21 protein-coding genes and 4 tRNA genes are annotated in these 24498 nt (G+C 64.3%); 22 read left to right on the top strand and 3 right to left on the bottom strand.

What is annotated here, in order from left to right; genetic code table 11:
• The 5 genes from HK353_RS04015 (at window position 1) to zapE (ending at window position 4952) form a co-directional block, all read left to right on the top strand.
• Window positions 1–1035, top strand: a complete 1035-nt coding sequence (locus HK353_RS04015) for a PhoH family protein (protein WP_173152679.1) — start codon at window positions 1–3, stop codon at window positions 1033–1035.
• Window positions 1032–1520, top strand: coding sequence for an rRNA maturation RNase YbeY (gene ybeY / locus HK353_RS04010; protein ID WP_101547201.1), 489 nt, complete (start codon window positions 1032–1034; stop codon window positions 1518–1520). Before HK353_RS04015 ends, ybeY begins: the two co-directional genes overlap by 4 nt.
• A gap of 8 nt (window positions 1521–1528) precedes the next feature.
• The gene (locus HK353_RS04005) at window positions 1529–2836 is read left to right on the top strand and encodes a hemolysin family protein (protein ID WP_217278267.1); all 1308 of its coding nucleotides are present in this window, start codon (window positions 1529–1531) and stop codon (window positions 2834–2836) included.
• 1 nt (window position 2837) lies between these two features.
• On the top strand, window positions 2838–3776 hold the full coding sequence (era, locus tag HK353_RS04000; RefSeq protein WP_172169757.1) for a GTPase Era: 939 nt from the start codon (window positions 2838–2840) through the stop codon (window positions 3774–3776).
• Window positions 3777–3944: 168 nt separating this feature from the next.
• Window positions 3945–4952, top strand: coding sequence for a cell division protein ZapE (zapE, locus tag HK353_RS03995; RefSeq protein ID WP_173152673.1), 1008 nt, complete (start codon window positions 3945–3947; stop codon window positions 4950–4952).
• A gap of 62 nt (window positions 4953–5014) precedes the next feature.
• On the opposite strand, the gene HK353_RS03990 is transcribed toward zapE, so the two are convergent.
• Window positions 5015–5491, bottom strand: a complete 477-nt coding sequence (locus HK353_RS03990; protein ID WP_342589808.1) for a TIGR02611 family protein — start codon at window positions 5489–5491, stop codon at window positions 5015–5017.
• A 136-nt stretch (window positions 5492–5627) separates the two neighbouring features.
• Here HK353_RS03990 and HK353_RS03985 point away from each other — a divergent pair.
• From HK353_RS03985 to HK353_RS03905, 17 genes are all read left to right on the top strand, one after another.
• Window positions 5628–5700: transfer RNA gene (locus HK353_RS03985), tRNA-Gly, on the top strand.
• Window positions 5701–5726: 26 nt separating this feature from the next.
• A tRNA-Cys gene (locus HK353_RS03980) sits at window positions 5727–5797 on the top strand.
• 30 nt (window positions 5798–5827) lie between these two features.
• Window positions 5828–5899 (top strand) — tRNA-Val (locus tag HK353_RS03975).
• Between the two features lie 37 nt (window positions 5900–5936).
• Window positions 5937–6008, top strand: a tRNA-Val gene (locus HK353_RS03970).
• A gap of 277 nt (window positions 6009–6285) precedes the next feature.
• Window positions 6286–7623: a DUF4190 domain-containing protein gene (locus HK353_RS03965; RefSeq protein WP_173152659.1), complete on the top strand. Its 1338-nt coding sequence runs from the start codon at window positions 6286–6288 to the stop codon at window positions 7621–7623.
• A 195-nt stretch (window positions 7624–7818) separates the two neighbouring features.
• Entirely contained in the window at window positions 7819–9825 is a 2007-nt protein-coding gene (gene thrS / locus HK353_RS03960; protein ID WP_173152656.1) for a threonine--tRNA ligase, read from the top strand.
• Complete coding sequence (locus tag HK353_RS03955) at window positions 9822–10427, top strand: HIT family protein (protein WP_173152653.1); 606 nt, start codon at window positions 9822–9824, stop codon at window positions 10425–10427. Before thrS ends, HK353_RS03955 begins: the two co-directional genes overlap by 4 nt.
• A complete protein-coding gene (locus HK353_RS03950) occupies window positions 10424–12466 on the top strand; it encodes an alpha/beta hydrolase family protein (RefSeq protein WP_173152650.1) in 2043 nt (680 codons plus the stop codon). Before HK353_RS03955 ends, HK353_RS03950 begins: the two co-directional genes overlap by 4 nt.
• Window positions 12467–12596: 130 nt before the next feature.
• Window positions 12597–13076, top strand: a complete 480-nt coding sequence (locus HK353_RS03945) for an NUDIX hydrolase (RefSeq protein WP_062242804.1) — start codon at window positions 12597–12599, stop codon at window positions 13074–13076.
• A gap of 137 nt (window positions 13077–13213) precedes the next feature.
• Entirely contained in the window at window positions 13214–13966 is a 753-nt protein-coding gene (locus HK353_RS03940) for a YebC/PmpR family DNA-binding transcriptional regulator (protein WP_173152647.1), read from the top strand.
• Complete coding sequence (gene ruvC / locus HK353_RS03935) at window positions 13966–14562, top strand: crossover junction endodeoxyribonuclease RuvC (RefSeq protein WP_173152644.1); 597 nt, start codon at window positions 13966–13968, stop codon at window positions 14560–14562. The genes HK353_RS03940 and ruvC overlap by 1 nt, the downstream gene beginning before the upstream one ends.
• A gap of 64 nt (window positions 14563–14626) precedes the next feature.
• The gene (gene ruvA, locus HK353_RS03930) at window positions 14627–15223 is read left to right on the top strand and encodes a Holliday junction branch migration protein RuvA (RefSeq protein ID WP_173152641.1); all 597 of its coding nucleotides are present in this window, start codon (window positions 14627–14629) and stop codon (window positions 15221–15223) included.
• On the top strand, window positions 15220–16296 hold the full coding sequence (ruvB, locus tag HK353_RS03925) for a Holliday junction branch migration DNA helicase RuvB (RefSeq protein ID WP_173152638.1): 1077 nt from the start codon (window positions 15220–15222) through the stop codon (window positions 16294–16296). Before ruvA ends, ruvB begins: the two co-directional genes overlap by 4 nt.
• Window positions 16297–16376: 80 nt before the next feature.
• Entirely contained in the window at window positions 16377–16952 is a 576-nt protein-coding gene (locus HK353_RS03920) for a preprotein translocase subunit YajC (RefSeq protein WP_342589806.1), read from the top strand.
• A 38-nt stretch (window positions 16953–16990) separates the two neighbouring features.
• Window positions 16991–19147, top strand: coding sequence for a protein translocase subunit SecD (gene secD / locus HK353_RS03915; protein ID WP_342589805.1), 2157 nt, complete (start codon window positions 16991–16993; stop codon window positions 19145–19147).
• Window positions 19144–20160 (top strand): protein translocase subunit SecF, encoded by a 1017-nt coding sequence (secF, locus tag HK353_RS03910; protein WP_173152635.1) that lies wholly within the window; start codon window positions 19144–19146, stop codon window positions 20158–20160. Before secD ends, secF begins: the two co-directional genes overlap by 4 nt.
• Window positions 20161–20180: 20 nt before the next feature.
• Window positions 20181–22478, top strand: a complete 2298-nt coding sequence (locus tag HK353_RS03905) for a RelA/SpoT family protein (protein WP_173152632.1) — start codon at window positions 20181–20183, stop codon at window positions 22476–22478.
• Here the strand turns inward: HK353_RS03905 and HK353_RS03900 are convergent.
• Window positions 22457–23011, bottom strand: a complete 555-nt coding sequence (locus HK353_RS03900; protein WP_173152629.1) for a hypothetical protein — start codon at window positions 23009–23011, stop codon at window positions 22457–22459. The genes HK353_RS03905 and HK353_RS03900 overlap by 22 nt on opposite strands.
• A 122-nt stretch (window positions 23012–23133) precedes the next feature.
• Window positions 23134–24486, bottom strand: coding sequence for a DUF349 domain-containing protein (locus HK353_RS03895; RefSeq protein WP_173152626.1), 1353 nt, complete (start codon window positions 24484–24486; stop codon window positions 23134–23136).
• Window positions 24487–24498 lie beyond the last annotated feature (12 nt).

Below are 24498 nucleotides of genomic sequence, written 5' to 3'. Positions count from 1 at the left end.
ATGAACCCCACCGACTCGGACACCGGCGCCTCCGGCGACGGTGCCGCAGGCGTTGACGCCGTGACGGACACCCAAGGTGCCGATCGTGACACCGTGCGACTGGTCATCCCCGACTCCATCGACCTCGTCGCCTTCTTCGGTCCCGGAGAATCGAACCTCCGCGCCCTGGAGAAGACCTTCGCCGACCTCGACATCCATGTCCGGGCCAACCAGGTCCAGGTCACCGGCGAGTCGTCACGCGTCGAAGACTTCGTCAGCGTCATCGGGGAACTCAAGAAACTCCACGCGGCCGGCCATCGCATCAACGAAGAGACGATCGAGAGGGTCACGACGTTCTCCTCCGAAGGAGCGGCCGCCTCGGCGGTGCTGGGCACGAACATCCTCTCCACCAGGGGAAAGTCGATCCGTCCGAAGACGATGGGCCAGCACGACTACGTCAGGGCCATCCGCAACCACACGATCACCTTCGGCATCGGTCCGGCCGGAACCGGCAAGACCTACCTGGCGATGGCCATGGCCGTCAACGCCCTGCAGCACAAAGAGGTCTCACGGATCATCCTCACCCGGCCGGCCGTCGAAGCCGGGGAGTCCCTGGGCTACCTGCCGGGCACGCTCAACGACAAGATCGACCCGTATGTGCGTCCGCTCTATGACGCCCTGCACGACATGGTCGACCCCGAATCGATCCCGCTGCTCATCGAGACCGGAACGATCGAGGTCGCGCCCCTGGCCTATATGCGCGGGCGCACTCTCAACGACGCGTTCATCATCCTCGACGAAGCACAGAACACGACGGCCGAGCAGATGAAGATGTTCCTCACGCGCCTCGGCTTCGGCTCACGCATGGTCGTCACCGGTGACATCTCCCAGATCGACCTGCCGGGCAAGACCCGCAGCGGACTCAAGGTCGTCCGCGACATCCTCGACGGGATCGACGACCTGCAGTTCTGCGAACTGGGCAGCAAGGACGTCGTCCGGCATTCGCTGGTGACGAAGATCGTCGAAGCCTACGACCTGTGGGGGAATGCCGAATGAACACCGAGATCCTCAACGAGACCGACGCCGAGGTGGACCTCGACGAAGTCGTGGCACTGACCGAATATCTCGGTGAAGCCCTGCACATGCACCCCGGTGCGGAGCTGGCTGTGACCATGGTCGACGGGGCGGCCATGTCCGAACTCCACGTCACCTGGATGGACCTCGAAGGACCGACCGATGTGATGTCCTTTCCCATGGACCAGCTCCACCAGGGCGAGCCGGAGAAGCCGACCGAAGGTCAGATGGGCGACATCATCATCTGTCCCGAGGTCGCCGAGGCCCAGGCCCGGGCGGCCGGACATTCGACGATGGACGAGATCCTGCTGCTGACCGTCCACGGATTCCTCCACCTGCTCGGCTACGACCACGGTGAGCCAGAAGCGCGGGAAGAGATGTTCGCCCTCCAGCGGCATCTGCTGCTGACCTTCTTCGCGGCCCGCTACGACGGTCGCACCGACATTCCCACCCCCACCGAGGTCTGATCGTGTTCATGTTCTTCCTCGGGGCTGCACTGTGCCTCATCATCGCAGCTACCCTCTCCGCCGTGGATGCCGCGCTGCTCAACGTCTCCCACCATGCGGTCGAAGAGGCGAAGGAGGACGGCAAGCGCTCAGCGGTGCGTGTCGAGACGATCCTCGCGGACCTGCCGACGAACATCAACGTCATCATCTTCGTCCGCAACTTCCTCGAAGCACTCGCCACGGTGTTCATCGCCCTGGCCTATGACTCCTACTACTCCGTGGGACCGCTCATGGTCTTCCTCACCGTGATCACCGCCTCGGTGGCGGTCTTCATCATCACCGGAGTCTCCCCGCGGACGATCGGCAAGCGCCGATCGCTGGCCGTCAGTCTCAACCTCAGCTGGGTCGTGCGCATCGTCCTCGTCGCGCTCAAACCGCTCACCCGCATCCTCGTCGTGCTCGGCAATCTGTTGACCCCGGACAAGGTGTACAAGGACGGTCCGTTCGTGACCTCCGAACAGCTGCGCGATCTCGTCGAGCGGGCGAGCGAATCCGACATCATCGAAGACGGCGAACGCGAGATGATCCAGTCGGTGTTCAACCTCTCAGACACCTCGGCGAACGAGGTCATGGTGCCGCGCACCGACCTCGTCACCGTCGATGCGGACGTGAGTCTGCAGAAGGCGATGAACCTGTTCTTCCGCTCCGGCTTCTCCCGCATCCCCGTCTGCGGGGAGGATCTCGACGACGTCCGCGGAGTCGCCTACCTCAAGGACGTCGCCCGCCGCCTCCACCTCCACCCCGAGGAGGCCGACCGCCCCGTGGGCAACCTGGCCCGCTCCGTCCTGTTCGTCCCGGAGACGAAGCCGGCCGATGACCTGCTGCGGCAGATGCAGCTGGATTCGACCCATCTGGCGATCCTCATCGACGAATACGGCGGCACCGCAGGGTTGGTGACCATCGAGGACATCGTCGAAGAGATCGTCGGCGAGATCGAAGACGAATACGACAACGGCGATGACGAACTCGTCGCCGCCGAAGACGGATCGTTCATCATCAGCACCCGCATGTCGATCTCCGACTTCGCCGAATACTTCGATGTGCGCATCGACGAAGACGATGTCAACAGCGTCGGCGGACTGCTCTCGAAGCTCATCGACCGTGTGCCCATCGACGGTTCGCATGCGTCGATCGAGGGCCTCGAGATCGAAGCCATGGAGGGCCAGGGCCGACGCCACCGGATCACCCACGTGCGGGTCACCCGCACCCACGAGAACAGCAGACACGCACAGCGGACCGCCGCAGCCGAAGGTTCGGGGACGAAGGAAGAGGACTGAGATGGAATTTCGCACGGACTACCCCGATGACTATCGGGCCGGCTTCGCCTGCTTCGTGGGGCGCCCGAATACGGGAAAGTCGACGCTGACGAACGCCCTGGTGGGGGAGAAGGTCGCGATCACCTCGGCCAAACCACAGACGACCCGGCATACGATCCGCGGAATCGTCCACAAGGACGACCATCAGCTCATCCTCATCGACACCCCCGGACTGCACAAACCGCGCACCCTGCTCGGTTCCCGACTCAACGATCTCGTGGCATCCACGCTGGGCGAGGTCGACGTCATCGGCTTCTGCCTGCCCGCCGATGAGCCGATCGGTCCCGGCGACCGCTATATCGCCTCCCAGCTGGCGCTGCTGGACGGACGGACCCCGATCGTCGCGCTCGTGACGAAGGTCGACCGGGTGCCCAAGGACAAGATCGCCGAGGCGCTGCTGGCTGTCGGCGAGCTCGCCGACTTCGCCGATGTCGTCCCCGTCTCCGCGGTCGAGGACTTCCAGGTCGACACCGTCGATTCGGTGCTCGCGGCGCATCTGCCGAAATCTCCTCCGCTCTACCCCGACGGTGACCTCACGGATGAGCCGGAAGAGAAGATGATCGCCGAGCTCGTTCGCGAAGCGGCCCTCGAAGGCGTGCGTGACGAACTGCCCCATTCCCTGGCCGTGCAGGTCGAGGAGATGTACCCGCGGGAAGGACGCAGCGAGGACAATCCGCTGTGGAACGTCCACGTCAACCTCTACGTCGAACGTCCCAGCCAGAAGGCCATCATCATCGGCAAGGGCGGAAGTCGGCTCAAGACCATCGGATCGGAATCCCGGCAGGGCATCGAGCGGCTCCTCGGCACGAAGGTCTACCTCGACCTGCACGTCAAGGTGGCCAAGGACTGGCAGCGCGATCCCAAACAGCTCGGCCGCCTCGGCTTCGACTTCAACAACTGATCTGCCGGGTCGGTCGCCGCTGGTGATGCGAACAGCGCGTCGGCGGGGCGGTGGACGGACGGCGGAGGCCGGACGGCGGAAGCGCCGCGGATGCGCTGCCTGTGACGGGCATCACCCTGCTGGGCCCGAGTTGAATCGGGCACTCGAGCCTGCCTTAGACTAGGCCGAGTGAATGCCGAGCAGACTCTGGTCGCACTGAGCGACCGATCCCCACAGGTTGCCCCCGAAGAGCTCATCGCAGGTCTCGTGCCGCCGCCTCAGTTCGAGAACGTGTCCTTCGACAGCTACCGCACCGACCCCGCGGAGCCCTCGCAGGAAGAGGCACGGAACAAGCTGCGGGAATTCACACAGCGCTCGACCGACAAGGGATTCTTCGGCAAGCTGTTCTCAAAGGGAAGATCCGGTGCCAAGGGCGTCTACCTCGACGGCGGCTACGGTGTCGGCAAGACTCACCTGTTGGCTTCGGCCTGGCATGCCAACGAGAAGCCGGCGACCTTCGGCACCTTCGTCGAATACACGAACCTCGTCGGAGCCTTGGGCTTCGCCCGGGCTCGCGACGACCTGTCGAAGATGAAGCTCGTCTGCGTCGACGAATTCGAACTCGACGATCCCGGCGACACCGTGCTCATGTCCCGGCTGATGCGCGAACTCACCGACGCCGGAGTGAAGATCATCGCGACATCGAACACTCTGCCCGGGTCTCTGGGGGAGGGGCGCTTCGCCGCTCAGGACTTCCTGCGCGAGATTCAGGCGCTGGCCGATCAGTTCGAGGTCTATCGCATCGACGGCAAGGACTACCGTGCCCGTGAGCTGACCGCTCCAGCGGACCCGCTGCCGGAATCCGAACTCGATTCGGCCGCGAGCCGGCTTGACGGAGTTGTGGCTCGCGATGACTTCTCCGCGCTGCTCAGCCATCTGTCCACCGTTCACCCCTCACGCTATGGGCGGATGGTCGACGGAATCGACGCGGCTGTGTGGGAGAGCGTGCGCACGATCGACAACGAGAGCGTGGCTCTGCGCTTCGTGGCGCTTGTCGACCGGCTCTACGATCGCAATGTGCACATCATCAACTCCGGTGCCGCTCTCGACAAGGTCTTCACTGAAGAATCGCTGGCCGGCGGGTACAAGAAGAAGTACATGCGCTGCCTCTCGCGACTGACCGCTCTGTCGTCCTGAGCCGAGAAGCCATCGACGCCTGTCGCACCTCTGATGAAGGTGGGACGGGCGTCGCTCGTCTCTCAGCGCAGGCCGATCACATCGAAGAGACGCAGGTCCGGGACCCAACCGGGCAGGCCGGTGAGTTTCAGGGTGAGCCACACGATGACTGCCACGAAGGCGGCCGTCGCGGCCCCGATGGTCCACCGCACCCACAGCCGCTGAGCCATGATCCAGTGCGTCCAGCGTTCGACGTTCACGCGCACGAAGTGCAGAAGCCGTTGAGCCCAGTGGAACTCGCTGGAGATGATGAACAGGCCGATGATGACGATGAGCCAACCGGGGCCGGGCAGCGGGACGAGAACGAGGCCGACGAGCACGATGAGTGTGCCGAGGCCGCCGACGAAGGTGCGGTAGAGGCCTGCAGTGTGCGGGTTGGCCAACACTGTGCGCCGCCAGCGGAGGAACCCCAGACGCAGTTTCCGCCACGGTCGGGGATCTTGCCGGTGGTGGCGTGACAACCAGCCTTTCGGGCGGGGCTGCGGGCTCTCTGCATTCACCCAACCACTATAAGATGGCGACCCTGAAAGCTTGATCGATACGTGTGACCACGATCACCCGATTCTGATTTTGCGTAAGCCGCCACCTGCGTATAGAGTTATATCTCGATGCCAGGGAAACCGGGCAGCGAGAAATGCGGATGTGGCTCAGTTGGTAGAGCATCACCTTGCCAAGGTGAGGGTCGCGGGTTCGAGTCCCGTCATCCGCTCGGAGGCGTCATGGCACTGCCTTGGCGGTGGCGTGGCCGAGAGGCGAGGCAGCGGCCTGCAAAGCCGTATACACGGGTTCGAATCCCGTCGCCACCTCGGATGACCGGCAGAAATGTCGGTTGACCAGCGCGATTGGCGCAGCGGTAGCGCGCTTCCTTCACACGGAAGAGGTCACTGGTTCGATCCCAGTATCGCGCACAGGGACCCTCGGGTTCCGGTGCAACAAATGAATAGAGCGCGATTGGCGCAGCGGTAGCGCGCTTCCCTGACACGGAAGAGGTCACTGGTTCGATCCCAGTATCGCGCACAGAAGAAGCCCCGAGTGATCCACTCGGGGCTTCGTGCATTCACGCTCGAGCAGACGTCTGTCTATGAAGCGTTCCTTTCGCAATAGCTCACTTTTGGGTGAATAGCCCATGTTTGAAACAGGGCTGTTCACTCTAAGCTGGGCTGAACCCGCGAAACAGAATTGTGTTCGTTTAGTTCACCGTGTTCCAGGACTGAAACGTGCTCAGCATGCGGTCCTAATGGGGTTTGCTAGTACGCTAGGTGTTGTATAAAACGACGATGACTTCGGAGCACCTATGTCTACCCCCCAGAACCCGTACGGATCGGGTGACGGTTCGCCCAACAACCCCAACGGGCAGAACTCGAACAACCAGCCGCCGAATGCGCCCAACTACGGCAACGATCAGAACGCCGGTCAGCAGCCCGGTCAGTACGGAGCGGAGCAGCCCGGTCAGCAGTACGGATCGTCGGGCAGCCAGCCCAATGGTTCGCAGCCGAACTACGGTCAGGGCGGCAACGACGGCTCGCAGCAGTACGGACAGCCGGCTCCCCAGTACGGCTCCCAGCCGAACTACAGTGCGAACGATCAGAACCAGTATGGCCAGAACCAGTACGGCCAGAACCAGTACGGCCAGAACCAGTACGGCCAGGATCCGAACAATCAGAACCAGTACGGTCAGGGCCAGCCTGACCAGAATCAGTACGGGGACAACCAGTACGGGCAGAACCCCTACGACGCCAATGCGCAGTACGATGCCAACCAGTACGGCCAGCAGCCGGCCTACGCGGGCGCAGACGGATCCTCCGATCAGTTCATTCCGGCCAACCCGAACTCCGGCTACGGCCAGTACCCCTCGGGCAGCGGCGGCAACACCTCGAAGAACATCTGGGGCATCCTCGCCCTCATCGGCGGCATCGTCGGCGTTCTCGGTGCCTTCGTCTTCGGCGGCGGCGCTCTCTTCGGCATCGCAGCGGTGATCTTCGGCTTCGTCGGACTCTCCGCGGTCAAGAAGGGCCTCGCCAGCAACAAGGGCCTCAACATCACCGGCATCATCCTCGGTATTGTGTCCGTCGTCATCTCGATCGCCGTCGTCATCTTCACCATCCTCGGAATCGGAATGCTCGGCAAAGCCATCGACGATGCCGCCAGCTCCTCCGCCCCCGCCGACCCGAGCCAGGGTGCCGGCCAGGACCCGAGCCAGGGCTCCGGCAGCTCCGACGGAGGACAGGCCGCACCTGCTCAGGCCGGAGAGGTCGAGATCGGCACCGATGTCACTGCCCAGATCAATGTCCGCCCGGGCACTGTCTCGTCGTCGGCTTCTGGTGCCCAGTCGTCCAACGGTGAGGTCGCCATCGTGACGATGACCGTGAAGAACAACTCGAGCTCCGATGTCGAGATGACCCTCACGAATCTGTCCGCCAACAACGGCGGCAGCACGGAATACGACGACGTCTTCGACGGCGGAAACTACAAGGGCTCTCTGGCCTTCACCGATCCGGTTCCCGCCGGCGGCGAGCAGACTTACGAATTGGCCTTCGGTGTCCCCAAGGCCGAAATCGATGGGATGCACCTCAAGCTCGAACTCGCCGACGACCTCGGCAAGGGCACGGACTTCGAGTTCTACAAGCAGTGACACCCTGTTTTCCGAGGTGACAAGGCGCTTTCAGCCCTAAGGCCTCGGACACGGGCTTCGGCAGACTCAGTGTGGGTGGCAGTCATTCGACTGCCACCCAACTAATTTGTCACAAGCGAATTGGTACTAGAATCTGAGGGTGACCAGCCCACCGGAAGGGCTGGTCGAATGAACATGTGACGAACGGAGAAATCAGTGGCAGACAGCATCGACTGCGCGGGCGAAAGCATTCCCTGGAAAGAGGGTCTGACCGGAACGGAGATCTTCTCCACCGACCGCACAGTCGTCGCCATGTGGCTCAACGGCGAACCCGCCGACCTCAGCCGCGAGCTGCAGTCAGGAGATCGGATCGCTCCGATCACCATCGGCTCCGACGCCGGACTCGACATCCTGCGCCACTCCACCGGTCACGTCACCGCTCAGGCCGTCCAGGAGCTCTTCCCCGGAACCAAGCTCGGCATCGGGCCCTACATCACCGACGGCTACTACTTCGACTTCGACGCCGCCGAACCCTTCACGCCTGAGGACCTCAAGGCGATTCAGAAGAAGGCCGCTCAGATCGTCAAGTCCGGCCAGACCTTCAACCGCGTCGTCGTCTCCGAAGAAGAAGCCCGCGAGCGGATGGCCGACGAGCCCTACAAGCTCGAACTCATCAACGACAAGGGCAAGGGCGGCGACGAGGAGACCTCCGTGGAGGTCGGCGGTGGTGAACTCACCGTCTACGAGAACGTCGACCGCAAGGGTGAGGTCGTCTGGCAGGACCTCTGCCGCGGCCCCCACCTGCCCAACACCAAGCTCATCGGCAACGGCTTCGCCATCACTCGATCCTCGGCGGCCTACTGGCGCGGCGACCAGGCGAATGCGAGCCTGCAGCGCGTCTACGGAACCGCTTGGGCGTCGAAGGACGACCTCAAGGCCTACCAGGATCGCATCGCCGAAGCCGAGCGTCGCGACCACCGTAAGCTCGGTGCCGAGATGGACCTGTTCTCGTTCCCCGAAGAGCTCGGCTCCGGCCTGCCCGTCTTCCACCCCAAGGGCGGGGTCATCAAACGGGAGATGGAGGACTACGTCCGCGCCCGTCACATCGACGAGGGCTTCGAATACGTCGGGACCCCGCACATCTCGAAAGAGACGCTGTACTACACCTCCGGACACCTGCCCTACTACGGGGAGAACATGTTCCCGGCGATGTCCGTCGACGAGGTCCGCGACGAGTCCGGCGAGATCGTCAAGGAGGGCACCCCGTACCGGCTCAAGGCCATGAACTGCCCCATGCACAACCTCATCTACCGCTCCCGGGGCCGGTCCTACCGCGACCTGCCGCTGCGGCTGTTCGAGTTCGGCACCGTCTACCGTGACGAGGCCTCCGGAGTCATCCACGGCCTCACGCGCGTCCGCGCCCTGACCCAGGACGACTCGCACTCCTATGTCGCTCAGGAAGATGCGGCCAAGGAGATCCGCCACCTGCTCAATTTCGTGCTCAGCCTGCTGCGTGACTTCGGCCTCGACGACTTCTACCTCGAACTGTCCACCCGCGACGAGGACGGAAAGAAGGCCGACAAGTTCATCGGCTCCGACGAACAGTGGACCGAAGCCACCAGCGTGCTCGAAGAGGTCGCTCAGGAGACCGGACTGGAACTCGTTCCCGACCCGGGCGGCGCGGCTTTCTACGGTCCGAAGATCTCCGTCCAGGCTCGCGACGCCATCGGCCGCACCTGGCAGATGTCGACTGTCCAGCTCGACTTCAACCAGCCCGAGCGCTTCGGACTCGAATACGTCGCCGCCGACGGCTCCCGCAAGCAGCCGGTGATGATTCATTCGGCGAAGTTCGGTTCCATCGAACGCTTCCTCGGCGTGCTCACCGAGCACTACGCCGGTGCCTTCCCCGTGTGGCTGGCGCCCGTGCAGGTGACCTGCATCCCCGTGGCCGATGAATTCAACGACTACCTCTCCGAGGTGGCCGACCAGCTGCGCAAGTCCGGGGTCCGCGTCGAGATCGACGACAGCGACGATCGGTTCCCGAAGAAGATCCGCAACGCCTCGAAGTCGAAGGTGCCCTTCACCCTCATCGCCGGTGGAGAGGACCGCGACGCAGGTGCCGTGTCCTTCCGCTTCCGCAACGGTGACCAGGAGAACGGCGTCGCCGTCGCCGAGGCGGTGCGACGGATCCTCGACGCGATCGAGACCAAGGCCCAGGTATGAGCGGAGGCGACGACAGCCGACCCGTACCGGAGAACTCGGACGGCCGCCTCGGCGAGGGGATTCCCTACCCCGAGGCTGCCGCCGGGTTCCCTGGGGAACCCGACGGATTCCAGCGTCTGTGGACCCCGCACCGGATGGTCTACATCGACGGTCAGGACAAACCGAAGCACGACCGCGCCGAGGAGTGCCCGTTCTGCACTGCGCCGTCGAAGACCGACGAGGACGGACTCATCGTCGCCCGCGGTCAGCACGTGTACGCGGTGCTCAACCTCTACCCGTACAACCCGGGCCACCTGCTCATCTGCCCCTATCGTCACGTGGCCGACTACACGGATCTGACCCAAGAGGAGACCGTCGAACTCGCGAAGTTCACGCAGAAGGCGATGCGCGTCATCCGGGCGGTATCCGGTCCTCACGGATTCAACCTGGGAATGAACCAAGGGCCCGTGGCCGGCGCAGGCATCGCCGCCCACCTGCACCAGCACGTCGTCCCGCGCTGGGGCGGAGACGCGAACTTCCTGCCCGTGATCGCCCAGACCAAGGCCCTGCCGCAAGTGCACGCCGATGTGCAGGCACGGCTCAAAAAGGAATGGAACAGATGAATCCTGAAGACCTCGGCACTCTCGCCGAGTACTCCTCACCCGTGCTGCGCGGCGACGACGTCGTCATCACGATCCGACGACCCGACCTCGAGACCAACAGCTACCTCTCCCAGCTGTTCTCCTTGAGCGACGACAACTCCAGACGGCTGACTCACTCATGGTCGGACTCGAACTCGCAGTGCGGCCCGAACTGGTCCGGCTACCTGAGCGCGGAGAAGAAGGACGTCCCCCAGCTCTTCGTCGGCGACAACCTGGAGACGGCACACCAGATCACGGACAACCACCTCGGCGTGGCCGAATTCGCCCTCGACGACACCCGATCCAGGGCCCTCTACGTCGCCCGAGTCGCCGAACCCGGACGCTACGGGCTCGATGATGACATTCCGGCGGCCGAAGAAGCCCCACGCCGGATCACCACGGCCTCGTACCTGGCCAACGGCCTCGGCTATACGAACGACCGTCCGGCGCGGGCCTTCTTCGTCGACCTCGCCGAACCCGGTCTCGGCACCGTGGGTCTGCGCGGAGCCTCCGAAGTTCCGCTGTCGACGCTGCTGACGACCCCGGACAGCGACGTCCACGATCCGCAGTTCTCCCCGGACGGACACTGGGCGAGCGTGATCGCCGCGGCCGAACCCGATCGCGGGCGACCCGACCTGCGCAGCACCGTGTGGCTGCTCGGCCGCGAGGAGTCGCACCCGCTCGACCTGCCGCCGATGAGTGTGAGTCTGCACGTGTGGATCGACGCTGATCGGGTGCTGCTGCTCGGCAACGCCCTGACCCGGGACGAACTCGACTTCGTCGGGCAAATGCCCGGGCTCTTCGTCCACACGGTATCGACCGGCTCCACGAGGCGGCTGACCGACCCGGAGACCGTGGCGCTGGCACCGATCCCGCCGCAGATACACGGGGGAGCGGTCATCGCCGCCATCGACACCGACGGGGCCACCCGGATCGTTCGCATCGGCCTCGACGCCGCAGAGGTCGGCATCGACGACCTCGAGTTCCTCACCGACGACACCACCGTCGTCAACGGCTTCGATGCCGACGACGAGACGCTCGTCTTCACCGGATCCACCCCGCACTCTCCGGCCGTGCTCGGCCGCATCGCTCTCGGCGGGCCCACGGCGTCCGGGGCAGCCTCGGCGCTGGGGTCCTCTGTCATCGTCAAGGAGCATCCGGCACCGGCGAACTCCGTCCTGCCTCAGGTCCTGCGGGTGCCAGGCGATTCCGGGACGATCACCGGCTGGCTGGCCAAACCGCACGGGGAGGGACCCTTTCCCGTCATCCTCAACATCCACGGCGGGCCCTTCGCCCAGTACACGCATTCGTGGTTCGACGAGACCCAAGTGCTCACGTCCGCAGGTTACGCCGTCGTGTTCTCGAACCCGCGCGGATCCGGCGGCCGCACCCGCAGCTGGGGGACCGCCGTCCAAGGAGACATGGCGGCACCGGCGATGGCCGATGTGCTCGCCGTCCTCGACCATGCCCTCGACCTCGATCCCTCCCTCGACCGCAGCCGGCTGGGCATCCAGGGCGGATCGTACGGGGGATATCTCACAGCCATGACGATCGCCGCGGACCATCGCTTCCGCGCCGCCATCGTCGAACGCGGCTACCTCGACCCCGACAGCTTCGTCGGGACCTCCGACATCGGCCGCTTCTTCACTGAGGAGTACACGAGCCGCAGCCGCGAGGCGATCGCGGCCCAATCACCTCTGGCCCACGCTCCACAGGTCGGCACACCGACCCTGGTGATGCACTCGGAACTCGATCTGCGCTGCCCGCTGGAGCAGGCGCAGCAGTACTATGCGGCCCTGCAGAGAGCCGGGGTCGACACCGAGATGCTCATCTTCCCCGGGGAGAACCACGAGCTCTCCCGGGCCGGGCAGCCCCGCCACCGCAGGCAGCGCTTCGAAGCCATCCTCGACTGGTGGGATCGCCGTCTGGGCGGTGAAGATCGGGAGCAGGCACCGGAGGGACGACTTCGTCCTGGAGCGGCTGATCCCGCTGTGGCCGCAGCTGCCGACTCCGCGTCATGAGCGCCGAGTTGGCCGGGACCGCGCAGAGCCGATATCGTTCTCTGGGCCGCTGTCGCGCTCTTGCCGAAATCCCCCAGCGTCATTATTCTGCAAACACTTGCCTCCCTTCGCCGCCGACCACTGGAGAAACATGAAACCTCGTAAAGCCTCACGGGTCGTATTACTCAATGAGCGCGACGAGGTACTCCTGATCCGTGCCCAGGATCTGCTGACCCCCAGTCACCAGTGGTGGATGACCTGCGGAGGCGGTTCCGAACTCGGCGAGTCGGCAGCGCAGACGGCGGCCCGGGAACTCGCGGAGGAGACCGGGATCGAATGCGAACCTCACGAACTCATCGGTCCCTTGGCCACGCGCGACGAGGTCTTCGAATTCACGGAGAAGTCGCTGCGCCAGGTCGAAACCTACTTCGCGTTCCGCACCAGCGAGGACATCGAGCTCGAAGATGCGGTCTGGACGGACATCGAGAAGCGCAGCCTGCTCGAATTCCGCTGGTGGACTCGGGAGGAGCTCCTGGCCACGACGGAGACGATCTATCCGAAGAACCTCCTGGGTCTTATCGACCTGGCCACCGCCGGGTCCGTTCCCGACGTGCCGCTGGTCATCGACTGAGCTCACGATCGCGGTCCCGAACAGGTCCGCAGCGAAGTCCGGTGCGAGCCCGCACGGAATCGCGCACGGGAAGTCTGCACGAGTCGGCGCGGTCAGCGTATAGACTTGAGAGGCTGTAACTACAGGAAGGAACACCAGTGTCAGGTCATTCCAAATGGGCAACGACTAAACACAAGAAGGCTGCCATCGATGCCAAGCGCGGTAAGCTCTTTGCCAAGCTGATTAAGAACATCGAGGTAGCCGCACGTAACGGTGGACCCGACCCCGACGGCAACCCGACGCTGTTCGATGCGATCCAGAAGGCGAAGAAGAACTCGGTCCCTGCGGACAACATCACCCGTGCGGTCAAGCGCGGCGGCGGTCTCGACGGCTCCGGAGTCAACTACGAGACGATCATGTACGAAGGCTACGCCGCCGGCGGTGTGGCTCTGCTCATCGAATGTCTCACCGACAACCGCAACCGCGCCGCCTCCGAGGTGCGCGTGGCCGTGACCCGCAACGGCGGTTCGATGGCCGATCCCGGTTCGGTGACGTACAACTTCAACCGCAAGGGCGTCATCACCGTGGGTGCCGAGGAGACCGACGAAGAGGCCATTCTGCTGGCGACGATGGACGCCGGAGCCGAAGAGGTCAAGGAAGTCGGCGATAAGTTCGAGATCATCTGCGAGGCCACCGACCTCGTGGCCGTGCGTACGGCCCTCGTCGACGCTGGAATCGACTACGACTCGGCCGAGGCCTCCTTTGTGCCCGAACTCGAGGTCAGCCTCGACGCAGAGACCGCGAGCAAGGTCTTCTCACTCATCGATGCGCTCGAAGACAGCGACGAGGTGCAGAACGTCTACTCGAATGCCGATGTCAGCGATGAGGTCCTCGCCGAACTCGATGCCTGATGCGCATCCTCGGTGTTGATCCCGGACTGACCCGGTGCGGGCTCGGTGTCATCGACACCCTGCCCGCCCGGAAAGCGAAGATGGTCGCCGTCGACGTTCTGCGGACTCCTTCCGCCGATTCCGTCGACCTCCGCCTCGGTGCCATCGCCGAGGCGTTCGACAGCTGGCTGGATAAGTACCGTCCCGATGTCGTGGCCATCGAACGCGTCTTCGCACGCAACGATGTATCCACGATCATGGGCACCGCCCAGGCATCGGGACTGACCATGGGGTTGGCTGCCCGACGCGGCCTGCCGGTGGCCATGCACACCCCGTCCGAGGTCAAGGCCGCGATCACCGGTTCGGGCCGGGCGGACAAGAAGCAGGTCACCTCGATGGTGACGCGGATCCTCGGACTCGACGCACCACCGAAGCCCGCCGATGCCGCCGACGCGCTGGCGATCGCGATCTGCCATTCCTGGCGCGGGGCGCTGTCGGCCCAATCGACGCCGGGGACGAATAAGGACCTGACCGAACGCAAGGCCGGCGGGCGGCAGGGCAGCGGACTGACGAAGGCCCAGCAGCAGTGGGCCGAGGCCATGCGGCGCGCCAAGTGAGCATGGGGGAGCAGGTGCCTGCTAATCTGGATTCGTACACGTGTTCCCCTAAGAAAGGCTGTCCGTGATCAGTTTCCTCAGCGGTACGGTGCATCGGATCGCAGCTGACCACCTCGTCGTTCTCACCTACGGTGTCGGCCGGAAGGTCCACGTCACCCCCGATACTCTGGCTGGGACTCGGCACGGCGCCGAGATCGAACTGGTCACCAGTCTCGTGGTGCGCGAAGACTCGATGACGCTCTACGGCTTCGGTACCGAAGACGAGAACCACACCTTCGAGGTGCTGCTGTCGATCTCCGGGATCGGTCCGCGTCTGGCGATGGCGATCCTCTCGGTGATGGGACCCGACGAACTTGCCGCCGCGATCACCAACCAGGACGCCAACGCGCTCACCCGTGTCCCCGGAATCGGGAAGAAGGGCGCCTCGCGCATCATCCTCGAGCTGGAGAACAAACTGCCGAAGCTCACCGCTGTCTCTCCCGGCCCCACTCTGTCCTTCGGCGGCGGCAACCAGCAGGTCGTCGACGCCCTTGTGGGACTCGGGTGGAAGGAAGCGCAGGCCGAGGACGTCGTCGCCGACGTCGTCAAGGAGGCCGGTGCTGATGCCGGCACCTCCGTGGTCCTCAAGGCCGCTCTGAAGGTCCTGGGTGCGAAGAGATGACGGGCTCGTTCGACCACGACTCCTACGAGGTGGACTTCGGTGATCAGGACCTGACCGGAGCCGAACAGGAGAGACTCGTCTCCGGTCGTGCCGAGACGGCCGAACGCGATGCCGAGGCGGCACTGCGTCCGAAGGGGCTGGCCGACTTCATCGGCCAGCCGCAGGTGCGTGAGCAGCTCTCCCTCGTCCTCGATGCTGCGAAGGCCAGGCAGAAGGCCCCCGACCATGTGCTGCTCTCCGGTCCTCCCGGGCTCGGCAAGACCACCCTGGCGATGATCATCGCCCACGAGATGAACTCGAGCCTGCGAGTGACTTCCGGCCCGGCGGTCCAGCACGCCGGTGACCTCGCAGCCATCCTGTCCTCCCTCGAGGAAGGTGAAGTCCTCTTCATCGACGAGATCCACCGGATGGCCCGGGCCGCCGAAGAGATGCTGTACGTGGCGATGGAGGACTTCCGAGTCGACGTCATCGTCGGCAAAGGACCCGGTGCCACCGCCATCCCGCTCGACCTCCCACAGTTCACCCTCGTCGGGGCGACCACCCGATCCGGTCTGCTGCCTGCGCCGCTGCGTGACCGCTTCGGCTTCACCGCCCTGCTCGACTTCTATTCGAGCGCCGATCTGCTCACGGTTCTGCAGCGGTCTGCTCGGATGCTCGGCATCGAATCCGAGCTCGCCGGACTCGAAGAGATCTCCACGCGTTCACGGGGAACCCCGCGAATCGCGAATCGCCTGCTGCGCCGCGTCCGCGACTGGGCACAGGTGCGGGGGAGCGGAATCATCGACGAGGTGGCCGCCACCAACGCCCTGCGTGTCTACGAAGTCGACGAGCTCGGTCTCGACCGCCTCGACCGGTCGGTTCTGCAGGTGCTGTGCAAGCGCTTCGGCGGGGGCCCGGTCGGGCTGGGGACCCTCGCCGTCTCCGTCGGCGAAGAAGCCGATACGGTCGAAACCGTGTCCGAGCCCTACCTCGTCCGCGAGGGCCTGATCAGTCGCACCCCACGTGGACGCGTGGCCACCACGGCGGCCTGGAAGCACCTGAAAATGCAGATCCCAGCAAACTATGAGTTCTGACCCTGCCTTTGAGTTCGCTATGAGAGGTGAGGACGAACTAAGCTGGTTCACTGATTCATTCATATGAAAGGCTGATATCTGTGGGCGATTTGCTGATCCCTCTTGCGCTTGCCGCGCTGCTGATCTTTTTCCTGTTCAATTCTCGGCGTAAGCAGAAGGCGCGTGCGGAGCAGATCAAATCGGGTCTCGTGCCCGGCGCGACCGTGATGACGACCTTCGGTGTCTTCGGCACCGTGCTCTCCATCGACGAAGAGAACAACCAGGTGACCATCGAGTCGGGTCCCGGCACGGTTCTGCGCGTCCACCGCCAGGCCATCGGTCAGATCGATAACAACGAGGCCGCGGCTCCCGTCGACGCTCCCGGTGCCGCAGTTCCCGCCGCCGATGCCGATGTCGACGCAGACGAGAAGCCGGCCATCACCGACGCCGAGCTCGACGCCATGAACGAACGCAAACGCGCCGAGAAGGACACCCCGGACGACGCATCTGACGACGTTATCGACGATGAGTCCGCTGCGAAGACCGAGGACGTCGACGCCGAGGCAGTCGCCGAGACCGAGGACCTCGACACCGAGGCTGCTGCTGAGACCGAGGCCGACTCCGCCGCTGCGGAGTCCACGGACCCGACTGGATCGGATTCCGACAAGAAGAACTGATTCGTTCTCGCACTCTTCTCCCGACTGAAAGCTGAAACGTGTCCGATATCGAAGAAAAACCACGCCCTGGTTTGCGCTTCCTGTGGCTGACCATCATCACTCTGGTGCTGGCCGCAATCATCGCCGGCGGTGTCATCTGGTCGAATGCCACGACGACTCCGAAGCTCGCGCTCGACCTCGAGGGCGGAACGTCGATCATTCTGGAACCACAGGTGTCCAAGGGCACGGACATCAGCAAGGAGCAGCTCGATCAGGCCGTGGCGATCATCCGCCAACGCGTCGACTCGACCGGTGTCTCCGAAGCCGAGATCACGACGCAGGGCGACCGCAACATCGTCGTGAATCTGCCGGGCAACCCCGACGAGGAGACCCGAAACCTCGTTCGCTCGTCTGCTCAGCTGGTCTTCCGTCGTGTGGCGCTGGTCGGTGACCCGCGTTCGCAGGAGCAGATTCAGAAAGAGCAGGAGAAGAGCGGCGAGGAATCGGGTGGCGATGACGGGCTGAGCGACGAAGAGCGCAAACGCCTCGAGGACCTCACCGGTGCCGACTCGCAAGGCGACGGACAGAGCGAGGACCAGGCTCCGTCCGGCGGCGGCGACGTCGTCAATGCCGGCGGCGAGGCGAAGAAGACGGACGAGGCCTCCGCGAAGACGAAGTCCTCGGAGTCGGAGAGCAAGGACGCGGAGAAGTCCGGAGAAGGCAGCGGATCGAGCGACAGCACGAAGGTCACCGACTCGACGCCGCGGCCGCTCTTCGATCCGGAGAAGGATGCCTCCGAATGGCAGTCCGACAAGATCATCAAGGAGTACACCGAGCTCGACTGCACGAACAAGAAGAACCGAACGGGCGGCCAACAGCAGCCCTCGGACGAGCCGGTCGTCTCGTGCTCGGAGGACGGACAGGCGAAGTACATCCTCGGCCCCGTCGAACTCTCCGGCGATCATCTCGCCGATGCCAGTGCCGGCTATGCCGCAGGAGCCAACGGCGTGCAGACCAACAATCCTGCCGTCAACCTCTCCTTCGACTCCACCGGTCGTGAGATCTTCAAGCAGATCACCTCGGACATCACCGGCAAACAGCAGCCCTACAACCAGTTCGCGATCGAACTCGACGGTCTCGTGCTGTCGGCTCCGTCATCGGACGCGGTGATCAACGACGGCAACGCCCAGATCACCGGCGACTTCTCCCTCGACGAGGCACAGACTCTGGCCAACCAGCTCAAGAACGGTTCGCTGCCGCTGAGCTTCCAGGTCCAGAGCGAGGATCAGATCTCACCGACGCTGGGATCGAACTACCTCAAGATCGGTCTGCTCACCGGCCTGGTCGGACTCCTCCTCGTCGTCGTCTACTCACTGCTGCAGTACCGGGTGCTCGGTCTCGTCACCGTTTCGAGCCTCGTCGTCGCCGGTGTGCTCACCTACCTGCTGCTGCTGTTGGCATCATGGAGATACGGCTACCGACTGTCCCTGGCCGGTGTCGCCGGTATCATCATCGGCATCGGCATGGCGGCGGACTCGTTCATCGTCTACTTCGAACGTGTCCGAGACGAACTGCGCAGCGGCCGCAATCTGCTCTCCGCGGTCGAGGTCGGTTGGGACCGTGCCAAACGCACGATCTACGCCTCGAAGGCAGTGAACATGCTCGCCGCGGTCATCCTCTACATCCTGGCCGTCGGCTCGGTGCGCGGCTTCGCCTTCACCCTGGGTCTGACCGTGATCATCGACGTGCTCATCGTCTTCCTGTTCACCCACCCGATGCTGCAGTTCCTGGCCCGCACGAAGTTCTTCGGCGAGGGCCACCCGATGTCCGGAATGGATCCGCGTCTGCTGGGGGTCAAACCCGCCGCCTATCGCGGAGCGCTCAACCTGTCCATCGACGACAAGGACAAGACGCCCGAGGCCAAACGGCGCGAGAAGGCACGGATGCGCAAGGCCGGGATGAGCACAGACGACTCTTCCGATGCGACAGCCGCGGCAGCAGCTGCGTCCGCGTCGGGGGAGACCACGACGACGTCCAAGACGGACAAGGCCACGAACGGCAAGGCCACGAAGTCGAAGAGCACGAAAGCGGCGAAGTCCGCTGCTGTCACGGGCGGAATGACCATCGCCGAGCGGAAGGCCGCGGCCCGACGGGCCGAGGAAGACGATGCCGTCGCAGACTCGACGGCTGACGACGGCAAGGAGGCTGACAAGTGAAACGGTTTTTTGCCTGGGGCAACCGCCTGCACAGCGGCGAATCATCGATCCCGTTCGTCGGCAAGGCGAAGCTGTGGCTGGCCATCTCCGGAGTCCTCGTGCTCCTGTCGCTGCTCGTCCCGCTCATCTTCGGCTTCAACTTCGGCATCGCCTTCAAGGGCGGTTCGCAGTTCCAGGTCGACCACGTCAGCGACACTTCGGCCGCCAAGGGCGAAGGCATCATCAACGATGTCGTCTCCGGGGCCGAGCCGCGCCTGACCCCGACCAGTGACACGGCCGTCCAGATCGAGACGAACCAGCTCACCGACCCGCAGATGCAGGAAGTCCGAGACGCCCTCGTCGCCGGCTACGACGTGAAGGTCGAAGACGTCACCTCGACGTTCGTCGGACCCGAATGGGGTCAGGACGTGACGTCGAAGATGATCCGCGCACTCGTCATCTTCGTGGCCATCGCCCTCGTCGTCATGGCCCTGTACTTCCGCACCTGGAAGATGTCGCTCGCGGCGATCGTCGGCCTCTTCGTCGTGATGATCGTGACCATGGGCATCTACTCGGCCACCGGCTTCGAAGTCACCCCGGAGGCCATCATCGGCTTCCTCACCGTGCTCAGCTTCTCGCTCTATGACACGGTGGTGGTCTTCGACAAGATCCGAGAGAACACGACGAGATTCGAGGAGAAGCGGAACCTCAAGTTCTCCGAACTCGTCAACCTCGGCGTGAATCAGACGACCGTGCGCTCGATCAACACCTCAGTGGTGTCGGTGCTTCCGATCGCCTCGATCCTCTTCATCGGCGTGTTCCTGCTGGGTGCTGGAACACTGGTCGATATCTCCTTGTCGCTGTTCATCGGTACTATAGTGGCAGCCGCTTCGACGCTGTTCGTCGCGAGCCCCCTCTACGCCCTCCTCCGGGCAAATGAACCGGCGGTCAAGGCACAGGAGGAGGCCGTGCGTGAACTACGCTTGAAGGATGGGGGAGCAGACGTCCCACCGGTGACTCACGCCGAAGTCTGATTCCCGAGAGAGGAGATGTTGTGGCTTCGTCCGCTGATTCGCGCCGTCCGCGAGGCATCTCCCGCTTAGCCTGGTGGGCGGCCAGGGCGCAGAACAACCCTGGCTACCCCCGAGTGCTCGGCCCGATGATCCGGGCCCTGCAGTCGAACCATCCGAAGGCGGACATCGACCTCGTCGTCAGGGCCTACAAAGTCGCCGAGGAAGCCCACCGCGGGCAGACCCGCAAGTCCGGTGACGCCTATATCACCCACCCCATCGCGGTGGCGACGATCCTTGCGGAGATCGGCATGCTGCCGGTCACGCTCGCCGCCGCACTCCTGCACGACACCGTCGAAGACACCTCGTACTCGCTCGACGAACTCACCGAGGAATTCGGCTCCGAAGTCGCGGCCATGGTCGACGGGGTGACGAAGCTCGACAAGCTCACCTACGGGCAGGCCGCGCAGTCCGAGACCGTGCGCAAGATGATCGTGGCGATGGCCAAGGACATCCGCGTCCTCGTCATCAAGCTCGCAGACCGCCTGCACAATGCGCGCACCTGGCGATTCGTGCCCGCGTCGTCCAGCACGAAGAAGGCTCGCGAGACCCTCGACATCTTTGCCCCGCTGGCACACCGGCTGGGCATGAACACGATCAAATGGGAGCTCGAAGACCTGTCCTTCCAGGTCCTCCATCCCAAGGTCTACGACGAAGTGGTCAGACTCGTCGCGGATCGTGCTCCCGAGCGCGAGAAGTATCTGGCCACGGTCTCCGAGGAGCTCCAGGGCGAACTCAAGGAATCCGGAATCGACGCCTCAATCACGGGTCGACCCAAGCACTACTACTCGATCTATCAGAAGATGGTCGTGCGCGGACACGAGTTCGCCGACATCTACGATCTCGTCGGAGTCCGCGTCCTCGTCGAATCCGTACGCGAATGCTATGCCGCCCTCGGCATCGTCCACGCCCGCTGGAATCCTGTTCCCGGACGGTTCAAGGACTATATCGCGATGCCGAAGTACAACATGTACCAGAGTCTGCACACCACGGTGATCGGGCCGGCCGGCAAGCCCGTCGAGATCCAGATCCGGACCCACGAGATGGATCGACGTGCAGAATTCGGCGTCGCCGCTCACTGGAAGTACAAGGATCTGAACAAGTCTTCGAAGGCCGTGACTTCGAACACCGCGCGTTCGGTGAAGGTCTCCGACGCCGGTGAGGTCGACGACGCCGCCTGGCTGCGACAGCTGCTGGACTGGCAGCGAGAGGTCTCCGACCCCGATGAGTTCCTCGACAGCCTCCGCTACGAGGTGAACTCGAAGGAAGTCTACGTATTCACTCCCAAGGGCGAGGTGATGAGCCTGCCGTCGGGAGCCACCCCCATCGACTTCGCCTACGCCGTGCACACCGAGGTCGGGCACAAGACCATGGGCGCCCGCGTCAACGGTCGCCTCGTCGCCTTGGACACGGAGCTGAAGAACGGGGACTCCGTCGAGGTCTTCACCTCGAAGGATGAGAACGCCGGCCCCAGCCGCGACTGGCTCGGCTTCGTCAAGAGCCCGCGTGCCCGCAGCAAGATCCGTCAGTGGTTCTCGAAGGAGCGCCGCGAAGAGGCGATCGAGAACGGTCGCGAACAGCTCGCCCGGGCGATGCGCCGCCATACTTTCTCCGCCGCGTCGCTGATGAGCCAGGAGGCCCTCCAAGTCGTCGCCACGGAGATGCGTCTGCCCGATGTCAGCGCCCTCTATGCCGCGATCGGCAACGGAGTATCCTCGGCTCAGCACGTCGTCGATCTGCTGGCCAAGGAAGTGGGGGAGGACGACGAGTCGGTCGTGCTGCCGCCGGAGCCGCGCAACCGCACCGGCCAGTCCTCGGGGCATCATTCCTCGTCCGAAGGCGTCATCGTCAAAGGCGTCGACGATGTGCTCGTCAAACTGGCTCGCTGCTGCACCCCGGTGCCGGGAGACGAGATCCTCGGTTTCGTCACCCGCGGTTCGGGAGTCTCCGTCCATCGCGTCGACTGCCCGAACGTCACCTCGCTCAAACGTGAACCCGAACGCATGGTCGAGGTCTCGTGGGGTGAGAAGACGAGCGGAATCTACCTCGTCCAGATCCAGGTCGAGGCCCTCGACCGTGCCGGTCTGCTCTCCGATATCACCAAGGTGCTCACCGAGACCCATGTGAATATCCTGTCGGCGTCAGTCGGCACCTCCAGGGCTCGTGTGGCGCAATCGAAGTTCGTCTTCGAGATGAGCGACGCCAGCCATCTCGACACTGTGCTTTCGGCCGTGCGCAAGGTCGAAGGCGTCTTCGACGTCTACCGCATCTCCGGCGGCTGATCCTCCCTGTCCAGCGCCGCGCGCATCTGGGCGACGAACGGCCGACGGGCCACCTCGGTGAGGTAGTCCCGGAGACGGAGGCGCAGACCGCTGGGAATCTCCGCGATGATGCCCGTGAGCGCCCGCGGCGACTCCGCGGACCGGTTCCGGAAATGCGGGAAGAGCAGATCGTAGAGCGTGCGCTCCTCCGTGGTGATCGGCAGCTCGTCGATGAGGCACCAGTCATCCTGCGCCAGATTCGTCTCGTGGACGTCGAAACCGTCATCGGCGATCCACCGGCGCCTGGGCAGCGTGATGAAGCTCAGCGGAGCAGGAGCCCGGCCGAGGCCGCGATGCACCCACCAGGCGCTGTCGTGAGAGAGCGCGAGTCCGGGCGGGATGAGCGAATGCAGGGCGGCCATCCGCTCAGCGGGGGAGAGGATCGCACCCTTGCGCACCCAGGTCGATTCGGTCAGTCGGATGAGCAGGCCGTCGAGGGTGAGCTCGGTGAGCTGCTCGTACCCGAAGTCCCGCAGATGAAACAACGCCTCCATACCCGAACTATCGTCGGATGTGGAGGCGTTGACAAGACTCCGGTGAGCGCCTGTGGACAGGTGCTGACTCGAACGTCGGAAGCTGTGGACGAGCGCCGCAGCCTCAGCCGAGCACTGCGGCTTCAGTCGAGTTCTGCGGCGGTCTGGGCGAGCTGATCCCGCCAGGCGCGGCGAGCGTCGAGAGCTTCCTGCGCCTCGGCGACGGACTTCTCATCGCCGCCGGCCTTCGCGGCCTCGAGCTTCTTCTCGAGGTCGACGATCGACTCGTCGAGCTGACTCAGCGCACCCGAGGTGCGGGCCTTCGTCTCCGGGTTGCTTCGCTGCCACGCGGCTTCCTCGGCATCGGCGAGCGCACGTTCGACATCGCGCAGACCATTCTCCATCCGGGAGACATCGGCGCGAGGAACCTTGCCGGCGTCCTCCCACTGGTCCTGGATGGTGCGCAGCTCGCGCTTGGCTGCCACCGGGTCGGTGATCGGCAGCAGCGCCTGAGCCTTCTTCAGCAGCTCTTCCTTGACGACAAGGTTGCCCTTGAACTCCTCGTCCAGAGCGGCATTCTCCGCATCACGAGCAGAGAAGAACACGTCCTGTACTGCACGGAATCGTGCCCACAGCGCATCATCGTCCTTCCGCGAGGCACGCGGGGCGCGCTTCCATTGGCTCATCAGGTCCTTGTACTTCTGCGACACGGTGCGGAAATCGGTCGAGGCCGACAGCGACTCCGCCTCGGCGACGATCTTCTCCTTGATCCGCTTGCCCTCGGCATTGACCTTGTCGAGCTCGGCGAAGAACTCTTTGCGCTTGTGTTCGAAGGTGTTCCGAGCCTGTGAGAACCGACCCCAGAGCTCCTGATCGACCGCACGCGGCAGACGGGGTCCGCTGCGCTGCATGTCCTTCCACTGGGCGAAGAGCTCACGCAGACGCGCGCCCGACTGCTTCCACTGGATCTTCGAAGGATCCTGCTTGGCCAGAGTCTCGGCCTCGACGACGAGAGCCTCACGATCCTCGGCAGCGGCGAGTTTCGCGGCCTGCGCCCGGGCCGCCTGACGGGACTCCGTGGCCTCGGCATCGGAGATGAGGGTGTCGAGAGTGGCGCTCAGCCCCTTGAGATCGCCGACGACGTTGGCTTCCGGAAGCGTTTCCTGCAGCGTCGTCGCCGCAGACACGACCTCACGGCCGGGAGCGCCGGCGGAGAGACGGTTGCGCAGCAGGACCGCGCTCTCGGCGAGTTCGACGTACTTCTTCGCGAAGTACTCGAGCGCTTCCTCAGGAGTGGCGTCCGGGTACTGACCGACGGCACGTTCGCCCTCCGGGGTGGTGACGAACACATTGCCCTCCGCATCGGCACGACCATGTGTCACCGCGCGAGCCACCTCGGCGTCGTGGTCGATATGGCTGGCATTGACCACCTGTGCCGCCTGCGGACGCGGCAGCGACGACGGACGGGGGGTCGGCTTCGGTGTCGGGGTCGACATGGTTCTCACCTT

Source organism: Brevibacterium permense, assembly GCF_013280495.1.
Taxonomy (GTDB): Bacteria; Actinomycetota; Actinomycetes; order Actinomycetales; family Brevibacteriaceae; genus Brevibacterium; species Brevibacterium permense.
Note: the sequence above shows the minus strand (reverse complement) of the source record. Positions and strands in the feature narration are given on the sequence as shown.

Excerpts from the sequence above, each read along its gene's own strand:
- ruvC (WP_173152644.1), top strand. The coding sequence starts at position 13,966 with ATGCGCATCCTCGGTGTTGATCCCGGACTGACCCGGTGCGGGCTCGGT.
- HK353_RS03965 (WP_173152659.1), top strand. The coding sequence starts at position 6,286 with ATGTCTACCCCCCAGAACCCGTACGGATCGGGTGACGGTTCGCCCAAC.
- era (WP_172169757.1), top strand. The coding sequence starts at position 2,838 with ATGGAATTTCGCACGGACTACCCCGATGACTATCGGGCCGGCTTCGCC.
- ybeY (WP_101547201.1), top strand. The coding sequence starts at position 1,032 with ATGAACACCGAGATCCTCAACGAGACCGACGCCGAGGTGGACCTCGAC.
- HK353_RS04015 (WP_173152679.1), top strand. The coding sequence starts at position 1 with ATGAACCCCACCGACTCGGACACCGGCGCCTCCGGCGACGGTGCCGCA.
- HK353_RS03950 (WP_173152650.1), top strand. The coding sequence starts at position 10,424 with ATGAATCCTGAAGACCTCGGCACTCTCGCCGAGTACTCCTCACCCGTG.
- HK353_RS03955 (WP_173152653.1), top strand. The coding sequence starts at position 9,822 with ATGAGCGGAGGCGACGACAGCCGACCCGTACCGGAGAACTCGGACGGC.
- HK353_RS03895 (WP_173152626.1), bottom strand. The coding sequence starts at position 24,486 with ATGTCGACCCCGACACCGAAGCCGACCCCCCGTCCGTCGTCGCTGCCG.
- HK353_RS03900 (WP_173152629.1), bottom strand. The coding sequence starts at position 23,011 with ATGGAGGCGTTGTTTCATCTGCGGGACTTCGGGTACGAGCAGCTCACC.
- ruvB (WP_173152638.1), top strand. The coding sequence starts at position 15,220 with ATGACGGGCTCGTTCGACCACGACTCCTACGAGGTGGACTTCGGTGAT.
- HK353_RS03945 (WP_062242804.1), top strand. The coding sequence starts at position 12,597 with ATGAAACCTCGTAAAGCCTCACGGGTCGTATTACTCAATGAGCGCGAC.
- HK353_RS04005 (WP_217278267.1), top strand. The coding sequence starts at position 1,529 with ATGTTCTTCCTCGGGGCTGCACTGTGCCTCATCATCGCAGCTACCCTC.